Source organism: Deltaproteobacteria bacterium (assembly GCA_009692615.1).
In the GTDB taxonomy this organism is placed as follows: domain Bacteria; phylum Desulfobacterota; class Binatia; order UBA9968; family UBA9968; genus DP-20.
Window position 1 is genome coordinate 34,866 of sequence record SHYW01000009.1, and the last position, 17,778, is coordinate 52,643.

The window sequence follows — 17,778 nt, forward strand, 5'->3', positions numbered from 1 at the left end:
CTTATTCGATTACGCCGAGGATATCTTCTTCACGCATGATCAGATGTTCCTCGCCGTCCAGTTTAATCTCCGTACCGGAGTATTTGCCAAATAGGATCTTGTCTCCCGTTTTAACCCCAAGAGGGATGAGCTTCCCGTCATCGAATCGGCCCGGGCCCGCCGCCACGACTTTGCCTTCTTGCGGCTTCTCTTTGGCAGTATCCGGGATGATGATCCCTCCTTTGCTCTTCTCCTCCTCCGCGATGCGCTTCACGATCACCCTATCATGTAGGGGACGAATCTTGGTCGCCATAAAACACCCTCCTCAAATAGAACGTAAGTTTATTAACCCAACGAATTTATTGGATGCGGAAAGCTAATTCTCGAAACGCCAATCGTCAAGGCCTTGGCGCAAGAAAATTAGGAATATATCACTTCTTAACCGGGATTTCGGCTTTATAGGCAGGCGCAGCGATGGTTCGCAGGAACGCGACGATGTCGCGGATCTGTTTTTCGTTGAGCGCCGCGCCCCATGAGGGCATGAAGGTCGACTTGCCGACCGCACCGCCGCCCTTGGAAATTACGTCGAAGAGAAACTTATCGCTCAACTGATTCATCACCGCGCCGTCGGTGTGATCGGCCGGCTTTTGTGGCAAGGCTTTGGCCCCCGCGCCGTCGCCCTTACCTTGATCGCCGTGGCAGATCACGCAGTAGGCGCTGTAAAGGTTCTTACCTTCGGCTTGGCTCTGCGCCGCCGCCAGGCTGGGTTGGAAAAGAGCCGTGAACATCGCTACAAAGACTAAGCGCGCCGCGTGATGCATTCTTAAAATCACCCTTCGGAATGGTAATAATCGATCTTTCCTAGCAGATTCCACAGTGAAACGACAGACGCGCCCCGGAGCGCCAACAAACCCTACCGCTTAGACGCAAACAATGATAAATACAGCTATCAAAGGCGAATAATTTGGGGAGGCATCATGATCAAGATCTGGGGCAGAACCGATTCATCCAACGTGCAAAAGGTATTATGGTGCTGCGGCGAACTGGGAATCCCATTCGAGCGCCAAGATTGGGGTGGCAAATTCGGCGGTAACAAAGACGCTGAATATCTCGCCATGAATCCCAACGGGCTCGTGCCAACCATCAAAGACGGCGACTTCGTGCTCTGGGAATCTAACAGCATCATGCGCTATCTCAACGCTAAATATGGCCAGGGCAAGTTATTGCCGAGCACGCCGGAAGGCATGGCGCAAGCCAATCGCTGGATGGATTGGCAACTGTCGGTGTTCAATCCGACCATCGTGCCGCTATTTTTCGCCACCGTGCGCACAGCGCCGGAAAAGCGCGATCCCCAAGTGATCAAAAGCGCCACGGATAAAACCGCCCATGCCTGGCAGATGGTCGAAGATCAATTAGCCAAGACTCGATTTCTCGGCGCTGAGGAGTTTACTTTGGGCGATATTCCGCTCGGCGTCTGGGCCTACCGCTGGTTCAATCTGCCGATCGAACGGCCCAAGCAGCCGAAGCTTGAGAATTGGTACGGGGGTTTGACGCAACGCAAGCCTTATCAGACTCACATCATGATTCCGGTCACTTGATCGGCAGCCTACCAAAATCATATCGGTTAACAATCTGGGCTATAGCTGGGCGCCGCAAGCTTGTGCTTTTCGATGCGATAACGCAGCGTCTCGCGCGATAGACCGAGCAACTGCGCGGCGCGGGTGCGGTTCCAGCCAGTGCGCGTCAGCACGGTTTCAATAATCCTTCGCTCGATTTCTTCGAGGACAATCCCTTTGGAGAGATTGATCGCTATCGTCGGATCGCCCGCCCTGGCGGCGTTCGGCGCTTCCGCCGAAGCCATCGGACCGAGCGCCAGATCGCTGGGCTCGATTTGCGTTCCCGCCTTGAGCAACACCGCGCGTTCGATCACGTTGCTGAGCTCGCGCACGTTGCCCGGCCACTTGTAACTAGTGATCGTCGCGCTCGCGTAGCGGCGGCAAATGAATTTCCAGGACCTTGAGCCGGTAGTACAGATCTTCGCGAAAGGTTTTTTCTTGAATCGCTTTCTCCAACGGCTGATTGGCGGCGGCGATCAGCATGATTCCGAACTGGCGGGTTTGCACGCTGCCCAACCGGCGCAGCGATTTTTCTTCGATCGCCTTGAGCAATTTGGCTTGCAAGCCGAGATCCAACGAGCCGATTTCGTCGAGAAACAGCGTGCCGCCGTCGGCCGCTTCGAACAAGCCGATCTTCGCCGACTTGGCGTCGGTGAAGGCGCCCTTCTCTTAGCCGAACAGCTCGGCTTCGAGCAAGTTGATCGGGATCGCCGCGCAATTGATTTCAACGAACGGTTTCTTGGCCCGCGCGCTGCGCGCATGAATCGCGCGCGCGACCAATTCTTTGCCGATGCCGGTTTCACCGGTGATCAAAATCGCCGGCGCTTCTGCGCCGCTGGATTTGCCATTGACGGCTTTGCCCTAGTGCCCCAAGTAATCGCCCATGGCGCCAGCTCGCACCTACTCGTCGTCAACCACCAAGATGGAATGAGTCATGGATCAATTACTCGGCTGCCAGGGAAACTGCACGTCGATTTTGGCGCCGCCGGACCGCCCATCGGAGATCACGATCATGCCGCCATTGCGCTCAACGAATTTTTTCGCCAGCGGCAAACCGATGCCGGTGCCGTGGGATTTGGTGGTAAAAAAAGGCTCGAAAACCTTCTGCCGATTCTCCACCGGAATGCCTTCGCCGGTGTCTTCGACTGAAACTTCCACGCTGGGCGATGAGCCGTTGCCTGGGATCGCTTTAGTGCGAACCGTGACGCTGCCGTTTTTCGGCGTCGCTTCCAGTGCATTGGTGATCAGTCCCATGAAAATCTGCTCCGCTTGATTGGCGTCGAGATTCACCTTGGGAATGTTCGTTGCCAATTCCAATTTCGCCTCCACCGTCAACTCGGTGAATCTTGGACGCAAGGTTTCAACCACTTCGCGAAGCAAAACATTCAACGCCACCGGCGCCAATCTGGGCTCCATCGGTTTGGCGAAGTTGAGCAGTCCTTGCATGCGCTTTTGCACCCGATCGACTTGCTCCATGATATTTTTCAGATTGGCGCTGGTTTTTTGCGTATGTTCGGGATCGGACTCGGCTGTAGCATCCAGCATCGCCACCTGCGCCGCGGCGCGGATCGACGACAGCGGGTTGCCGATGCCGTGCGCCACTGCTGCCGCCATCTCGCCCACCGCCGCCATGCGCTGAGAGGCCACCAACTCGGATTGCATCCTGAGCAAATTTTCCTGCTGCTCGTCGATCTTACGCCCGGCCTGGCGCACGATCGCGAACAAGGAAATATACAAGAGCAAACCGCCACCCAACGCACCGAGCAACACCACCATACGCGCATTGCCAATGTCCGCGTAAATCCGGTCGGCGCGTTTGTAGGTTTCAAAGATCCCTAACAATTCTTTTTTCTGATCGTCTTTGTAAACCGGAATGTAGACTTCGACCAGGCGCTCATACGATCCCTGTTCGAACTGGTTTTCCTTCTTTGCCAGCGAACTCATATCCGCGACGACTTCGCCGCGCAACGCCTTGCGCAGTTCTTCGTTTTCAGGAAACGCCTTGCCCACCAAGCGTTTGTCGTCCGACCAAATGACCACGCTCTTGGTATTGAAAACCTTGAACCGAACGATGTCGGGAATCAATTTCACGTGATCGAGCAGCGTGACGAATTTTGGTCCGACTGACTTGCGGTCTTTGGTCGTAAAGTCCTCTTCGGTCAGATATTCTTTGACATCCGCCGCGATCACTTGGGCGAGGGTTTCCCATTCCCGCCGCAACATCTGGCTGATCATGTAATTCGACACGATATACCATAACGCCACGGTCATGATGCCGATGCAAAGAAAGCTCTGGATCGCGAAACGGGTGGTTAGCTTGGCGCTGGCAAGCGGCCAGGTAAAATTGAATGTACCAATTTTCATGGGCACGTCCTGAACTTTTGGCTTATCAATCACGCTAACACCTGATTCCTGGGCGAGCAAACTTGATTTGGTCAGCTTCGTAAACTTGTGGCGGAAAGGGGGTTCAGTAAATTTCTAACATTGAAGCGGGCATATCAGCCAGCGCGGCGCGTATCGAAGACTCCAGAAACAGCAACGCGCAGCGAGTTTTTGCTAAACTCGGCTGCGCGTTAGAAGAACAATTAAGAGCGAATATTTTTTACGCGATCTTTCCGCCCTCGGCCAAACGCATCACCGCATCGACAACTTGATCGACATCGGGAATCATCGCGTCGACCAGCGGCGGGCTATGCGGCGGCGGAATCGGTTGCGCGGCGATGCGCACCACCGGGCCTTTGAGATCGGAAAATAAGTTTTCTTGGATCAGCGCGGCGAGCTCGGCGGACAGGCCGCCGATCAGCGGCCCTTCGTCGAGAACCAAGGCGCGTTTAGTTTTGGCGACGGAAGTTAGAATCGCGTCTTTGTCCAACGGCGCCAAAGAACGCAGATCGACGATCTCGATGTCGATGCCTTTGGCTTTAAGTTGTTCAGCGGCCGCATCGGCTTTCAACACCATGCCGCCGCAAGTGACGATGGTTAAATCTTTACCGGCGCGCCGCACCACCGCTTTGCCGATCGGCACGGTGTAGTCGCCTTCGGGCACCGGACCGCGCACGCCGTAGAGATGATGACTTTCGAAGAACAGCACCGGGTTGGGATCGCGGATCGCCGATAGCATCATGCCTTTGGCGTCCGCCGGCGTGGTCGGCATGGCGATTTTCAAACCGGGGAAATGAATGAAGGCGCCATGATTACAACTCGAATGGCTCGGCCCGCCGCCGGCGCAGGTAGCGAACTTGGTGCGGATCACCATCGGGACATTCACGCGCCCACCGGTCATGTAATGATAGCGCGCGCCGTGGGAGGCCAACTGATCCATCGCCAACGGCAGCAAATCGGCGAACTGAATTTCCACCACCGGGCGCATGCCGTTGATCGCCGAGCCGATGGCGAGGCCGACAATCGCCGATTCGGAGATCGGCGTATCGAGCACGCGCTTTTCACCGAACTCTTGGACAAAACCTTTGGTCACGCCGTAGGCCCCGCCAAACAGTCCGACATCTTCGCCCATGACAAACACGCGCTCGTCGCGCGCCATCTCGAAACGAAGCGCCTCGCGCAGCGCTTCCTGCATGCGCAGCTCTTTGGTCGCTGGTGCCGCGGTTGGATTAGCCATGACTCACCTCCAGCGGCGCGTAGATCGAAGCGAGATCGACTTCTTTCTTGGGCAGCGGCGCCGCCTCGGCGCGCTTGGCGATGGCCTCAAGATCGGCGTACACTTCGTCAGACATTTGTTGATACTCAACTTCGGTCAAGTGACCTTCAGCGATCAACTTTTCTTTGAGCCGTTTGATCGGACACTTTAGCTTCCACGATTCAATTTCTTCCTTGGTGCGATAAGCGGTTCCCGGATCGCCGCCGAAGTGGCCGTCCCACCGGTAGGTCATGCATTCCAAAAACGTTGCGCGTCGCCGTTGCGCCCTTTCGCCGCCGCCTGCTCGGTCGCTGCGTACACCGCTTCAACATCGTTGCCGTCGATGGTTTTACCTTTGAAACCGTAGGCGGCGCCGCGCACGGAATATTGTTTGACCGCGGTGCTTTTCTCAAAACTCACCGTCATCGCGTACTGGTTATTCTCGCAGACGTAAATCACCGGCAGCTTCCACAGGCCGGCCATATTCATCGCCTCATGCACGACGCCTTGGTTGGCCGCGCCGTCGCCGAAAAAACTGACAACGACTTCTTTCGAACCGCGCACTTTCGCCGACAGCGCCGCGCCGGTGGCGGTCGGCACCGTGCCGCCCACCGTGCCGGTGTTGCCGATGAAGCCGAAAGCCATGTCGCCCATATGCATCTTGCCGCCGCGCCCTTTGGAATAGCCGTCGGCGCGTCCCATGCATTCGCACAAGAGCGTGTACAAATCGGCGCCCTTGGCGATCAAATGGCCGGTGCCGCGATGATAGCTGGCGATCAAATCGCTCGATTGCACCGCCGAGCAAACCCCCACCGCAATCGCTTCCTGGCCGCGATAGGAATGCGTACTGCCGAACATCGCTTTACGCTGGTAAAGATCTTCGAGTTTTTCCTCGAAGGCGCGCAGCAAGATCATCTGCTTGAGCATCGCTTTGCGTTTCGCCGTATCCAACATCGAACCTCCGTGATGCGCGTGAATGGTAATTCAACAACGGGTAACAATCTCGCTCCTAGTTATTTGTCCAGGCGCGAGTTGTCAAGGTTAGCGACGAGGTTAGCGTGAGTGAAACACGTTGACGAAAGCAATGAGAACTAGACCCAATGAGGTTGGACCGGCGGCGAATGGAAAATGGTGAAAAAAGAATGCGCTTATTACTTGCTAGTCAATTCTTTCTCTTTCAGCTGGCGTAGCAGATCGTCGAAGCCGCCCCTGGAGAGAATGCGGCTGAACTGCGAGCGGTAGTTTGCGACAAGGCTGATATCTTCCACCGCCACGTCGTAAATTTTCCACTCGCCGTCGACCCGATGGAGCCGGTAGGTGACCGCCGTCGGTCCGCCTTTGCTCGAGACAATTCTGGTTCTCACTTGGGCCTCGTCGCGCTCCACCGTTTCGTTGAGATAAATAATCTTCTCATCCTTGAAGGCGCCGATCTTGCCGATGTAGGAGTTGCCGAGGAATTCGGCCAGCGCTGCGATGAATTCACCTTGTCGGGAATGAGCCGCGTCCCAATGTTTGCCCAAGGTTTGCTTGGCCATCTCGCTCCAATCGAAGCGCGGCATGAGGGTTTCGCGCAGTTGCCGTTTGCGGCTCGTGTCGTCGCTCTGGCCGGAATCGTTGACCACGGTCAGCACCTGCTGGATGGTTTCCTGAATCTGTTCGGTGGGCGAGCTGGCAAATGCCGGCGCCAAACTAATGGCTAAGAAAAACACCGGCAAATAGCGAACTAAAAGATGTCCCATGGCGGCCTCCTAAGACAACGCGTTAAAGCGCAATCTCAGGGCCAAGCGTCGATAGCCGCAGATTGAGAGCGGAATGCACCAAACTACTCAATTCTCCCAGCACGGGATAGTGAGATGGCCGCGGCCGGGAGGCGACGGGTGAAACTTGAACAGTGAAAACGAAACAGCGGAAAACTATTTGACGAAGAAGCGCAGGGATTGGCTGGTGTACTGCGCCAACGGTGCGAAATAAAGACCCAAGACTAACGTCAGCACGGTGAGCGGAATCATCAACGAATAATCATAGAGCGCGACGGCGAAGGGTTTAGCCTCGGGATCGGGCTGATCGAGAAACATGGTCTTGATGATTTTCGCGTAGTAATAAAGCGACACCACGCTGTTGAGCGCCGCGACCACGGCGAGCACGGCGAAGGCGCCGCCCTGGCGCACCACGGCGGAGAAGAGAAAAAACTTGCCGATGAAACCGGCAAATGGCGGCAGGCCGGTCAGCGAGAAGAGAAATATCGCCAAACAAACCGCCGGCACGACGGCGCCGCGCCAGGCCAGGCCGCGATAGTTTTCTAAATCTTCGTCGCCGGTGACGTTGGCGACCATGCCGACGACCAGAAATGCGCCGACGTTCATGATCATGTAAACCACGATGTAGAACAACACCGCCTGCAAGCCTTCATTGTTGAGGATCGCCAAGCCCATCATCATGTAGCCGGCGTGAGCGATACCCGAGTAGGCGAGCATGCGTTTGACGTTGCGTTGGTTGAGGGCGCAGAAATTGCCCACAGTCATGGTGACCATGCTCAAGAACAATAACACCTGGGGCCATTCGACGCCGGCGAGCGTCGTCCAATCGCCGCCCGGCAGCATGCGCGACACGCCGGGAAAGAAAAACCGGATCATGATCGCCATGCCGGCGGCGTTGGAAGCCACCGACAAAAAGGCGGTGAACGGCGTCGGCGCGCCCTGATAGATATCCGGCGACCACATATGAAACGGCACGAAGACGATTTTGTAACCGAAGCCGGCCATGATGAAAACAAAGGCCATGAACAGCGCGGCTTTGTTATAAGTATTTTCGCCCAGCGCGGTTTGAATCGCGCCGTAGTCCAAGCTGCCGGTCATGCCGAAGATCCAGCTCATGCCGTAGATCATCGTGCCCGAGGCGACGCCGCCGTAAATCAAATACTTCAACGCCGCTTCGCTGGAGCGCCGGTTATGGGGCAAGAAGCCGGTGAGCACGTAGGATGTGAGACTGACAAGTTCCAACGACAGATAGGCCATCAGCAAATTGCTCGACGACGCCATGAAGAACATGCCCAAGGTGCAGGTCAACAGCAGAGTGTAATACTCGCCTTGATGGACGGTTTTGATCTCGTTGCTGCCGAGCGACATCCAGATGCACAGAATCGCCGCGGACAAGGCGAACACTTTGAAGAACAGACTGAAGTTGTCGAGCACCATCATGCGATGAAACAGCAAAGCCGGCTGGGCGCTGTAGAGATCGAAGGTCGCGACTAACGCGCCGACGCAGGCGGCCACCGCGATCAACGCCAGACTGCGCTTGTTCTGGGCGATCAGATCTAGCACGATCAAAAGCAGAATCGCGACCGAAATAATAATCTCGGGCAAAAAAAATGTCAGGCTGGCGACGTTTTTCAGATCCATGGCTTATGGTTAACTATGCAAATGCGGCAAGACAATGGCGTTGATATGGTCGAGGGATACGCGCAACAGATCCAAGACCACGCCGGGGTAGATACCGACGATAATCACGATGATCCCCAACGGCACTAAGGTAAAAATCTCCCGGCCGTTGATGTCGGCCATTTTTAAATACTTCTCGTTGGGCGGTCCCAGGTAAACGCGCTGAATCGTCCAGAGCAAATAGCCAGCGGTGAGCACGACGCCGCTGGCGCCGAGAATTGTCAGCACCGGATATTTTTGCCAGACGCCGAGTAGAATCAATACTTCGGAGATAAAACCGGAAAGGCCGGGCAAACCCATAGACGCGAAGAATGCCAACGCGGTGGCGCCGGTGTAGACCGGCATGATCGCCGCCAAGCCGCCAAAGCCTTCGATCTCGCGATGATGCGCGCGGTCGTAGACCACGCCGACCAGCAAGAACAACATGCCGGTGATGGTGCCGTGGTTGAACATCTGTAACACTGCGCCGTTCAAACCTTGGGTGGTGAAACTCGCCATGCCGAGCATGACGTAGCCCATGTGGCTGACGCTGGAATAGGCGACGAGTTTTTTTAAATCCTTCTGCGCCATGGCGCAGAGCGCGCCGTAAATGATGTTCCAAGCGCCCAAGGCGCCGAGAAACCAGTAGGCCAAATCCGCCGTCGCCACCGGCAACATCGGAAAGTTGACGCGCAGGATGCCGTAGGTGCCCATCTTCAAAAGCACGCCGGCAAGAATGACCGAGATCGCCGTCGGCGCTTCGACATGGGCGTCGGGCAACCAAGTATGAAACGGAAAGGCCGGAATCTTGATGGCGAAGCCGATAAACAGCGCCATCCAAATGACATGTTGAAAGCCCCAGCCCCAGAGATTGAAGGGCCACATCGCCAACGGCTTACTGCTGTACTTACTCGCTTCGGACATGAGTATGCGCATGTCGAAAGTATGCGGCTCGACGGTGAAGTAAAGCGCGAGAATCGCCAGTAGCATCAAGACGCTGCCGAACAGAGTGTAGAGAAAAAATTTGATCGCGGCGTATTCGCGGCGCGGCCCGCCCCAGATGCCGATGAGAAAATACATCGGCAACAGCATCATTTCCCAAAAAACATAGAAAAGAAAAAAATCGAGGGCGCAAAACACGCCCATCATGCCGGCATCGAGCATAAGAAACAGCGAGAAGTAGCCCTTCACCGCTTTGTCGATGCCAAAGGACGCGAAGATACAAATAAAACTTAGCAATGCGGTCAACAGCACCATGGAGATGCTGAGGCCGTCGACGCCCATGATGTATTTAATGTTGTAAGCGGGAATCCATTCGTAGCCTTCGACGAATTGAAAACTGGAGGTTGTGCGATCGAAATGATTGAACAGCCACACCGCCATGATCAATGGCGGCACGGTCACCGCGGCGGCAAACCAACGGACCAGCTTGGCATTGTTCGGCAGGATCAAGACCACCACCGCCCCCGCCAGCGGGATAAAGGTCATGTAAGTAAGGACGTTATCCATCTTCTACAATCTCCCCAAAATCAGCTCCAGTAATGGACCTTCACATAGATGGCGAATGCCATCGCGATCAATATGACAAACAGATAGCCGTTGATATTTCCCGTCTGCAGGCGGCGCAACTTGTTGCCGGCCCAGTACGAAACGTTGGCCACCGCGTTGACCAGGCCGTCGATGATATAGGCATCGAACAAACCATTGAGCCAGGAAACAAAGCGGGTCACCGACGCCACGCCATTGACGATGCCGTCGACGATGTAGGCGTCGAAGGCGGACAGGAAGCGCGCTAATAACAAAGTCGCGTTGACGAAAATCGTTTGGTAAATCTCGTCGAAAAACCATTTGCCGTTGAACAAACGATAGGGCGCACCGCCGGCGAGATTGACAAAGGTATCCGGCGACAGGGATTCTTTGCGGTACATCAGATAGGCGATCAACACGCCGAACGACGCTACCGCCACCGACACGCCCATCAATCCCCATTCGAGAGCGTGGGAAGCGTGGCCTTCTTCATGAGCGTGAATCACCGGTTCGAGCCAGTGGGCGAACTGACTGCCGCCGAGCACGCCGGGCAATCCGAGAAAGCCGGCGAACACCGCGCCGATGGCGAGAAGCACCAGCGGCAAGGTCATCACAGAGGGGGATTCATGCAAATGTTCTTGAGTGTGATGATCGGCGCGACACTCGCCGAAAAAAGTCATGAACAATTGGCGGAACATATAGAAAGCCGTCATGCCGGCGCCGCACAGCGCTAAAAACCAAACCAGTTTGTTGCCATGTTCGCTGGTGAACGCCAGCCAAAGAATTTCGTCCTTGGAGAAGAAGCCCGCGAAGGGCGGAAAGCCGGCGATGGCGAGCACGGAAATGAAGAATGTGGTGAAGGTAAACGGCATCCATTTTTTCAAGCCGCCCATTTTGCGCATGTCCTGCTCGTGATGCATGGCGTGGATCACGCTGCCGGCGCCGAGGAACAGACAAGCCTTGAAAAAAGCGTGAGTCATTAAATGGAATACCGCCGCCGCATAGCCGCCGACGCCGACGCCGATGAACATATAGCCCAACTGGCTGACGGTGGAATAGGCAAGAACTTTTTTGATATCGTTTTGCGTCAGCGCGATGGTCGCCGCGACCAACGCGGTGGCGACGCCGATCCCGGCGATGAGCTGCATCGTCGCCGGGGCCATGGAAAAAAACACGTTCATGCGCGCGGTCATATATACACCGGCGGTAACCATGGTCGCCGCGTGGATCAACGCGCTCACCGGCGTCGGTCCGGCCATGGCGTCGGGGAGCCAGACGAACAACGGAATCTGCGCCGACTTACCGGCGGCGCCGATGAAGAGAAAAATCGTCGCGACGGTCGCCACGGGCCAGCCCCAGATGAGCGAATCCTTGATCGACGGCGCCCACTTGACCATCTCGCGCACGGTTAAAGAGCCATGCCCCTGGGCATCGAGCGACCAGAACAACAAAAACATGCCGAGAACGAAACCGAAATCGCCGACCCGGTTGACGATGAAAGCTTTGTTGCCGGCGCGGGCGTTGGCATGATCGTGATACCAGAAACCGATCAAGGCGTAAGAGCATAAACCGACGCCTTCCCAACCGACGAACAAGAGCATCAAGCTGTCGCCTAGCACCAGCGTCAACATCGCCGCCATGAACAAGTTTAAATAGGCGAAGAAGCGCCAGAACGATTTGTCGTCGTGCATGTAGCCGGTAGCGTAGATATGGATCAACCCGCCGATGCCAGTGACCACCAAGATCATCACCGAAGACAACGGATCGATCATGAACGCCATATCGATCTTCAAGCTGCCGAGATCGATCCAGCGATAAAGATTGTCGATGAGAAAACGGTTTTCTGGCTCCAGCCCTTTGAGCGTCAAAAAGCCGTGCACCGCCAAACCGAAGGCGATGATGACCGGCGTGCAGGCGATAACGGCGATGGCGCCCTTGCCCATGGACTTTTGAATCTTGGCGCCGAGCAAGCCGTTGATCATCGCGCCCAGTAACGGCAGAAACACGATCCAACGGATAAAGTCTGTTTGTATCGGATGATCCATATTTAAAATCGTCGCTCGTGCTCGTTACTCGTGCTCGTGAAAATCACGGACAAGACCTGATTACGAACACGATCACGAACCACGAGCACGTCCTTACTCTTTCAACGACTGCGCCGCTTCGACATCGATGGAATGGAACAGCTGGAAGATCGCCAAAACGATCGCCAGGCCCACCGCGGCTTCCGCCGCCGCCAACATGATGACGAAGATCGCGTAAATCTGTCCGGCGCTATTGCCGCTGCTAAAATGGGAAAACGCCACGTAATTGATATTGGCGCTGTTGAGAATCAGCTCGACGCCCATCAGCACGCTGATCGCGTTACGCCGGGTCAGCACCGTGAACATGCCGAGGGAAAACAGAATCGCGCCGAGGACGAGATAAGACGAGAGATCGTTGGGTGACATGGCTACTCTTTGATCTCCTTACGCGACAGCACCACCGCGCCGATCATCGCCCCGAGCAAAACCAACGAGGCCAACTCGAAGGGCAAAAGATAATCGTACAAGAAAGCATCGCCGATGGTCGCCGTGGTGGCGGTAAAGATCACCTGCTTGGCAGCCACCCAATGGGTCTCCTTGACGGTTTGAATCAACATCACCGCGAACACCGTGACTACCAGCATGGCGGGAATCCGGCCCGCCGCGCGGTTGGTGATTTTCACATCGGTGATCCGATGCGTCAGCATGACGGCGAAAAGTATCAGCACGAGTATGCCGCCGACGTAAATTAATAACTGCACCGCGGCGACGAAGTCGGCGCCGAGAAAAACATAGATGCCGGCCACGCCCATGAAGGTGCCGAGCAGTGAAAACGCCGAGTAAATAATATTGCGCGACAGCGCCACCATACCGGCGGAGACTACCGTGACTAAAGAAATTAGATAAAAAACCGCCGTTGAAACTTCCATAACTTACTCTAATTTGTGGAATCGCGCGGGAAGAAAACCTTCTCGGTCAACTATCGGAAGATCCGCTCTAGATCAAGCAGCGGGCGCAACGCATCAATTTTAATAACCGTTGGCTGCTTCGACTTAGATGACTATCCCTCCTCCGCGGCCCCTCCCCCATCCGGCGTAGCGAACTCATCGAGATACTTCATGCCGATATCGACTTTGGTGATAAGCTTGGGCTCGGTTTCGCCGCCCTTCTTTGGCTTATAAAGATTCTGCGTATCCGGCGCGAAGTGGCGCACCAGACCGGCGGGATTGTAGCTCGCCCCTTCGAACTCTTGAGAATGGCGGATGGCACCGGTGGGACAAGCTTCGGAACACAAGCCGCAGTACATGCACTTACAAACATCGATATCGAAATGGGTGAAGAAGCGCGTCTTGGTTTCCTTGTTCATGTCGATGCCGATCGTGATGCAGGTGATCGGACAGTCGCGCTCGCAGGCCAAGCAGCCGGTGCAAATGTCCAGATCGACTTCGAGAATACCGCGGTAGCGGAGCGGCAGAGTCTCTTGAATCGGCACCGGAATCTTATCCGGATACTGAATCGTCATCGGCTTACGCATCAAATGGGAAAAGGTGATCGACATCCCTTCGAAAGTCGAAGTCACGGCGTCTTGAATGTCTTTTACGTAGTTAGCGAGAACACCCATAAATCCTCAAAAACTAAATCTGCGGCTTCCAGTAAAACTCCGGCTTGGCGGCGCGAAACTGAAAGCCGACCCGGCGGAAAAAATTGATGATCGTGGCGATGGCGAAACCAAGCGTCAGCGCGCCAAAAATTCTTCGTCCCTGCTCCGACATGAACATGAAGCCAATGGTACCGAGCAAGCAAACGAACGACAGCGGCACCATGTATTTCCAGCACAGCCCCATCAACTGATCGACGCGCACGCGCGGCAGCGTGGCGCGAATCCACATGGCGACGAAGACCCAGAAGTAAGCTTTGCCGAAAAAGGTCACGAACTGGAGAATTCCCAGCAGCACCGGGTTGTCGGTCACCGGCGGCACTTGCCAGCCGCCCATAAACAGCGTCGTCGCCACCGAGCCGATAACATAGAGATTGCCCCATTCGGCGAAGAAGAAAAACAAAAAGCGCATGCCGCTGTACTCGGTGACATATCCGGCGACCAGCTCGGACTCGGCTTCGGGAATATCGAAGGGTGTGCGATTGCCTTCCGCCAAGGCCGCGGTGAAAAATAAAAAGAAGGTGCAGAAGGTAAATGGATTGTGGAACATGAACCAGTCCCAAGGTCCCCAGCCTTGGGCTTTGATAATGCCCTGCATGCTCAAAGTGCCGGAGAGAAACACGATGGTGAGCACCGACAGCCCCGCAGGGATTTCGTAGCTGACGATTTGCGCCGCCGAGCGCATGCCGCCGAGCAGCGACCACTTGTTGTTCGACGCCCAACCGGCCATGAGAATGCCGACGACCACTAACGATGTCACCGCAAGCAGATAAAGAATACCGATGTTGAGATCGGCGACGATCAACTTAGAACCGAAGGGAATCACCACGAAGGAACAGAGAAAACCCATGAAGACGATATAAGGCGCCAGCGGAAAGAGCTTCTGATCCGCCGCCGCGGGAATGATGTCTTCCTTCATGATGTTCTTGATGCCGTCGGCGAGCCACTGAAGAATGCCTTGCGGCCCAACCCGGTTCGGCCCGACCCGCGATTGCATGCGCGCCCACACCCGCCGCTCGAGCCAACTGGTTATGCCCGCCAGCGGCGCGACAAAGGCCGAGAGCACCACCACCGCGGTGAGCACCATGCCGATAGCGTAAACCACTTGCGTCGGCACGCCGGCGAAGGCGCCGTCTTTCATCATTTGATCGAGTAATGCTTGCATGGTTAGATTTGATTCCGTTTAGCGGTCGATCTCCGGCGCGTCGACATCGAGGCTGCCGATCAACGCCACCAAGTCCGCGACCATGATGCCTTTGGCGAGTTTATCGATAATGCTCATGGCGGTGTACGAGCCGGTGCGGATGCGCACGCGATAGGGATACTCGCTGCCGTCGCTGACGACGTAAAAACCCATATCGCCGCGCGGCGCTTCGACGCGGGCATAAACTTCCCCCGCCGGCGGGCGAAATTTTTTCGGCACCTTCGAGATCGCCGGCCCCTTGGGCAACTTGTCGAGACATTGATAAATAATTTTAACGCTCTCTTTCATCTCGCGGATGCGCACCCAAAAACGATCGTAGCTATCGCCCAGCGAGCCGACTTGCGCCGTGCCCACCGGCACTTCGTAGTCCAACTCAGGATAGATGGAATAAGGAATGTCGCGCCGAATATCCCAGTCGACCCCGGAAGCGCGCAGATTGGGACCGACTAGATTGTAAGACAGCGCATCTTCTTTACTGACCACGGCGACGCCGGCCAGCCGCTCGATAAAAATCTTGTTGCCCGAGAGCAAACGATTGAACTCTTCGACGATCGGACCGAAGTGATACAAGAAGTCGGCGATCTTGGCCAAAGTCTCGGGCAAGATATCGTAACCGACGCCGCCGATGCGGATGTAATTGTAAGTCAGCCGCGCGCCGCAGATCTCTTCCATCAAATTGTTGATGGTCTCGCGTTCGCGCAAAGCATGGACGAAGGGTGTCATGGCGCCGAGGTCCTGGCCGAAAGTTCCGACGGAAATTAAATGGCTCGCCAGTCTATTGAGCTCGCAGGCGATGGTGCGGCAGAACTCGCCGCGCCGGGTCACTTCCGTGCCGGCCAATTTTTCCGCCGCCATGCAGAACGCCTGGTTGGCGAACATGGCGGCGAGATAATCGGCTCGGTCGGTGTAAGGAACGTAACCGTGATAAGTCACCTTCTCGCCAATTTTTTCGATGGAGCGGTGCAGGTAACCGACATCGGGGATCGCTTCGCTGATCACTTCGCCGTCAGTCTTGACGACAAAACGCAAAACGCCGTGGGTCGACGGATGTTGCGGCCCGACGCTCAGGGTCATCTCTTCGGCAAAAAAGCCGGTATCGGTGGATGCGGTCTCGCTCATTTATTTACTTGCCTTGCTTGCCTTATCGCAGCAGTTTTTCCACCAGCGGCGCGCGCTGGGTGCTGATGCCGTCGTATTCTTCTTGCTCGACGTAGTCTTTACGCAGCGGATGGCCGACCCAATCGTCCGGCAGCATGATGCGCCGCAAGTCGGTGTGGCCTTCGAAGATCACGCCGAACAGATCGTAAACTTCACGCTCGAACCAGTTGGCCACCTTCCAAACCTCTTCCACGGTGGTGACTTTGGGATTGTCCCTGGGCAAATCGACTTTGAGCACGATCTGATGGTTCTGCACATAGGAAAACAAATGGTAAACGACCTGGATTTTTTCGTCCTTGGGCCAATCGAGAGCCGTCAGATCGGACAAGACTTCGAAACGGTAGCCCGGCGAGTTGCGCAGAAAGCGGCAGATCTCGATGATCGCCGCACCTTCGACGTTCAAGCAAGGCTCCATCGCCTCGCCTTTGAAGTTGCTAACCTTGCCAGGAAAAAACTTTTCCAGGGAGCTATAAATTTCCGCGGTTTCCATCTTCTAAAAACTGCTTAAGCTTCGGTCGAACCGGCCGCCGGCGCCTTGACCAACCAGCGTTCGCGCATCATTTTATCTTGGATTCGTAACAGCCCTTCAGTTAGCGCCTCGGGGCGCGGCGGACAGCCGGGAACGTAAACATCGACGGGAATAATTTTATCGACGCCTTTGCAGACCGAATAGGCGAGCTGAAATAAGCCGCCGCAGTTCGAACAACTGCCCATCGAGATCACGTATTTTGGGTCAGGCATCTGATCGTAAAGCAACTTCGTCCGTTTCGCCATTTTATAAGTCAATGTACCGGCGACGATCATCAGATCCGACTGACGCGGCGTCGCCCGCGGCACCGCGCCGAAGCGGTCCAGATCGGCGCGCGGCCCACCGGTCTGCATCAATTCGATGGCGCAGCAAGCCAAGCCGAACAGCATGTACCACTGCGAAGAAGCGCGCCCCCAGTTGAGCAGCTCGTCAACTTTGGTGGTAAAAACCGTTTCCGGCAGTGAATTGATCAGTGGTTTCAACGCAATTCTCCCAAACTCCGATCAGGCTTTGACTTTCTTTACCCAGTCTAAATCGCCCTTGGTCCAAGCGTAGATCAAGCCGAGAAAAAGAATCCCGACAAACATCAGCACCTCGACCAGCGCGAACAAACCGGCGCCGCCTTCAACCCAGCGGCGAAACACCGCGGCGACGGGAAAGATAAAGGCGATTTCGACTTCGAATATGATAAAAATCAGCGCGACTAGATAGAAGCGAATATTAAAATTGACCCAGGCGCTGCCGGTAGACGGCTCGCCGCACTCGTAAGTCGACAATTTGCGCGCCTGCGGATTGTTCGGCCGCAGCAATTTGCCGATCAGCAGATTGACACCGACGAACCCAAATCCTAATGCGGTAAACACTAAGACGTTAGCGAATTCAAATAGCATCGTAAGTTTCCGTAGTTACAATTGCAGAAAGGCAACGGTCTCTTATAACCATAAATGTTGTAGAGATTCAACCAGTATTACGCGCCCAAAGCGCGGCAAAAGTTTGCGCTCGGGGGATTTTTTGACTAGAGTCGGCGGCGA

22 protein-coding genes are annotated in these 17,778 nt (G+C 55.5%); 1 reads left to right on the plus strand and 21 read right to left on the minus strand.

Annotated features, from left to right (window positions below; translation table 11 throughout):
• Position 1: 1 nt before the first annotated feature.
• Positions 2-292: a co-chaperone GroES gene (locus EXR70_03585; protein MSP37554.1), complete on the minus strand. Its 291-nt coding sequence runs from the start codon at positions 290-292 to the stop codon at positions 2-4.
• A 118-nt stretch (positions 293-410) separates the two neighbouring features.
• The gene (locus EXR70_03590) at positions 411-800 is read right to left on the minus strand and encodes a cytochrome c (GenBank protein MSP37555.1); all 390 of its coding nucleotides are present in this window, start codon (positions 798-800) and stop codon (positions 411-413) included.
• Positions 801-956: 156 nt separating this feature from the next.
• On the opposite strand from EXR70_03590, the gene EXR70_03595 reads away from it, so the two are divergent.
• Entirely contained in the window at positions 957-1,577 is a 621-nt protein-coding gene (locus EXR70_03595) for a glutathione S-transferase family protein (protein ID MSP37556.1), read from the plus strand.
• Positions 1,578-1,603: 26 nt separating this feature from the next.
• Here the strand turns inward: EXR70_03595 and EXR70_03600 are convergent, their stop codons facing one another.
• From EXR70_03600 to EXR70_03690, 19 genes are all read right to left on the minus strand, one after another.
• Positions 1,604-1,927 carry a hypothetical protein gene (locus EXR70_03600; protein ID MSP37557.1) on the minus strand — a complete coding sequence of 108 codons (324 nt, stop codon included), beginning with the start codon at positions 1,925-1,927 and terminating at the stop codon, positions 1,604-1,606.
• 19 nt (positions 1,928-1,946) lie between these two features.
• Positions 1,947-2,228, minus strand: coding sequence for a hypothetical protein (locus EXR70_03605; protein MSP37558.1), 282 nt, complete (start codon positions 2,226-2,228; stop codon positions 1,947-1,949).
• Between the two features lie 36 nt (positions 2,229-2,264).
• Positions 2,265-2,411: a hypothetical protein gene (locus EXR70_03610; protein MSP37559.1), complete on the minus strand. Its 147-nt coding sequence runs from the start codon at positions 2,409-2,411 to the stop codon at positions 2,265-2,267.
• A 123-nt stretch (positions 2,412-2,534) separates the two neighbouring features.
• On the minus strand, positions 2,535-3,959 hold the full coding sequence (locus EXR70_03615; GenBank protein ID MSP37560.1) for a hypothetical protein: 1,425 nt from the start codon (positions 3,957-3,959) through the stop codon (positions 2,535-2,537).
• Between the two features lie 238 nt (positions 3,960-4,197).
• Complete coding sequence (locus EXR70_03620; protein MSP37561.1) at positions 4,198-5,172, minus strand: alpha-ketoacid dehydrogenase subunit beta; 975 nt, start codon at positions 5,170-5,172, stop codon at positions 4,198-4,200.
• A 34-nt stretch (positions 5,173-5,206) separates the two neighbouring features.
• Positions 5,207-5,485 carry a hypothetical protein gene (locus tag EXR70_03625; GenBank protein ID MSP37562.1) on the minus strand — a complete coding sequence of 93 codons (279 nt, stop codon included), beginning with the start codon at positions 5,483-5,485 and terminating at the stop codon, positions 5,207-5,209.
• Positions 5,482-6,186, minus strand: coding sequence for a thiamine pyrophosphate-dependent dehydrogenase E1 component subunit alpha (locus tag EXR70_03630; GenBank protein ID MSP37563.1), 705 nt, complete (start codon positions 6,184-6,186; stop codon positions 5,482-5,484). Before EXR70_03630 ends, EXR70_03625 begins: the two co-directional genes overlap by 4 nt.
• 197 nt (positions 6,187-6,383) lie before the next feature.
• Complete coding sequence (locus EXR70_03635) at positions 6,384-6,971, minus strand: ABC transporter substrate-binding protein (GenBank protein MSP37564.1); 588 nt, start codon at positions 6,969-6,971, stop codon at positions 6,384-6,386.
• A 174-nt stretch (positions 6,972-7,145) separates the two neighbouring features.
• Positions 7,146-8,630: an NADH-quinone oxidoreductase subunit N gene (locus EXR70_03640; protein ID MSP37565.1), complete on the minus strand. Its 1,485-nt coding sequence runs from the start codon at positions 8,628-8,630 to the stop codon at positions 7,146-7,148.
• 9 nt (positions 8,631-8,639) lie between these two features.
• Positions 8,640-10,157, minus strand: a complete 1,518-nt coding sequence (locus tag EXR70_03645) for an NADH-quinone oxidoreductase subunit M (GenBank protein ID MSP37566.1) — start codon at positions 10,155-10,157, stop codon at positions 8,640-8,642.
• Between the two features lie 20 nt (positions 10,158-10,177).
• Entirely contained in the window at positions 10,178-12,220 is a 2,043-nt protein-coding gene (locus EXR70_03650) for an NADH-quinone oxidoreductase subunit L (protein MSP37567.1), read from the minus strand.
• A 93-nt stretch (positions 12,221-12,313) separates the two neighbouring features.
• Positions 12,314-12,625: an NADH-quinone oxidoreductase subunit NuoK gene (gene nuoK / locus EXR70_03655; GenBank protein MSP37568.1), complete on the minus strand. Its 312-nt coding sequence runs from the start codon at positions 12,623-12,625 to the stop codon at positions 12,314-12,316.
• A 2-nt stretch (positions 12,626-12,627) separates the two neighbouring features.
• Positions 12,628-13,128, minus strand: coding sequence for an NADH-quinone oxidoreductase subunit J (locus EXR70_03660; GenBank protein ID MSP37569.1), 501 nt, complete (start codon positions 13,126-13,128; stop codon positions 12,628-12,630).
• Positions 13,129-13,259: 131 nt separating this feature from the next.
• The gene (locus EXR70_03665; protein MSP37570.1) at positions 13,260-13,820 is read right to left on the minus strand and encodes a 4Fe-4S dicluster domain-containing protein; all 561 of its coding nucleotides are present in this window, start codon (positions 13,818-13,820) and stop codon (positions 13,260-13,262) included.
• Positions 13,821-13,833: 13 nt separating this feature from the next.
• On the minus strand, positions 13,834-15,021 hold the full coding sequence (gene nuoH / locus EXR70_03670) for an NADH-quinone oxidoreductase subunit NuoH (GenBank protein ID MSP37571.1): 1,188 nt from the start codon (positions 15,019-15,021) through the stop codon (positions 13,834-13,836).
• Positions 15,022-15,039: 18 nt separating this feature from the next.
• Positions 15,040-16,179, minus strand: a complete 1,140-nt coding sequence (locus EXR70_03675; protein ID MSP37572.1) for an NADH-quinone oxidoreductase subunit D — start codon at positions 16,177-16,179, stop codon at positions 15,040-15,042.
• A 22-nt stretch (positions 16,180-16,201) separates the two neighbouring features.
• Positions 16,202-16,708: an NADH-quinone oxidoreductase subunit C gene (locus EXR70_03680; protein ID MSP37573.1), complete on the minus strand. Its 507-nt coding sequence runs from the start codon at positions 16,706-16,708 to the stop codon at positions 16,202-16,204.
• A gap of 14 nt (positions 16,709-16,722) precedes the next feature.
• On the minus strand, positions 16,723-17,235 hold the full coding sequence (locus EXR70_03685) for an NADH-quinone oxidoreductase subunit B (GenBank protein MSP37574.1): 513 nt from the start codon (positions 17,233-17,235) through the stop codon (positions 16,723-16,725).
• A gap of 15 nt (positions 17,236-17,250) precedes the next feature.
• A complete protein-coding gene (locus EXR70_03690) occupies positions 17,251-17,637 on the minus strand; it encodes an NADH-quinone oxidoreductase subunit A (protein ID MSP37575.1) in 387 nt (128 codons plus the stop codon).
• Positions 17,638-17,778: the final 141 nt, after the last annotated feature.